The 1,240-nt window shown below is 73.3% G+C and carries 1 protein-coding gene and 1 pseudogene; both read left to right on the plus strand.

Annotated elements, in window-relative coordinates; all coding sequences use genetic code 11:
• Positions 1–274 (plus strand): annotated as a pseudogene (locus AC1DQF_RS21620) (hypothetical protein); the annotation flags it as partial.
• Positions 275–353: 79 nt separating this feature from the next.
• The gene (locus AC1DQF_RS21625) at positions 354–1,208 is read left to right on the plus strand and encodes a DUF3097 domain-containing protein (protein ID WP_477527278.1); all 855 of its coding nucleotides are present in this window, start codon (positions 354–356) and stop codon (positions 1,206–1,208) included.
• Positions 1,209–1,240: the final 32 nt, after the last annotated feature.

The raw sequence follows: 1,240 nt of genomic DNA on the forward strand, positions 1-1,240 counted from the left end.
GGGTCGTGGTCCGCGTCAGCGGATGCGCCGCGGGCAGGACGCCCTGATCCGCCTCGACGTCGAGCTCGCGGAGGCGGCCTTCGGCACGACCAAGGACCTGAAGGTCGACACCGCGGTCGTCTGCTCGACCTGCCACGGCGACGGCGCCTCGCCCGGCACCAAGCCCGTCACCTGCGAGACCCCCAGCACCGAGACGTCCGGCAGCGGGGACGACGAGACCGACCCAGAGTCCGTCAGCGGCGACGGTGCCCAGGGTGCCGGCATCACCGGCTGACCCGCTGTCCCCGTCCCCTGAGCGACCCGCGGCGGCGTGGCACCCTCACGCCGCCGCGACCGCGACCTAGCGTTGGGCGGTGCCTTCCCCCGCAGACCGCTACGGCTCCGACGTCCTCGCCACCGACTGGCGCGCCCCCAAGAACGGCCGCGCCACCGAGACCCCCGCCGACCTCGGTCAGGTCGTCGAGGAGGTCACCACCGACTGGTGCGGCGAGATCGTCGCCGTCGACCGTGACCTCGGCACCCTGACGCTGGAGGACCGCCGCGGCAAGCGGCGTACGTTCCCCCTGGGCACCGGCTTCCTGCTCGAGGGCCGGCCGGTCGTGCTGGTCGCCCCGGTCACCCGCACGGGTCCCGTCAAGCCCACGCGCACGGCGAGCGGCTCGATCGCCGTCCACGGCGCCAAGGCCCGCGTCGCCCGCGCCAGCCGGATCTTCGTCGAGGGCCGCCACGACGCCGAGCTGGTGGAGAAGGTCTGGGGCGACGACCTGCGCATCGAGGGTGTGGTCGTGGAGTTCCTCGGCGGCGTCGACGACCTCGCCGACCACCTGCGCGACTTCAAGCCCGGCCCGCAGCGCCGGGTCGGGGTGCTGGTGGACCACCTGGTGCGCGGCTCCAAGGAGAGCCGGATCGCCGCAAACATCGCCAAGTCCGAGGTCGGCAAGCACGTGCTGATCGTCGGGCACCCCTTCATCGACGTGTGGCAGGCGGTCAAGCCGCAGCGCCTCGGCTTCGAGCGCTGGCCCGACGTGCCGCGCTCCATCGACTGGAAGACCGGCACCTGCCAGCAGCTCGGCTGGCCGCACCGCGACCAGGCCGACATCGCCCGTGCCTGGAAGCACATCCTCGGCGGGGTCCGGGGGTTCGAGGACCTCGACCCGACCCTGCTCGGCCGCGTCGAGGAGCTCATCGACTTCGTGACGGCGCCCTGACCCGATCCGCCCGTCGTCGGGTAGTCCGTGAC

This window comes from Nocardioides sp. P4_G4 (assembly GCF_056401085.1).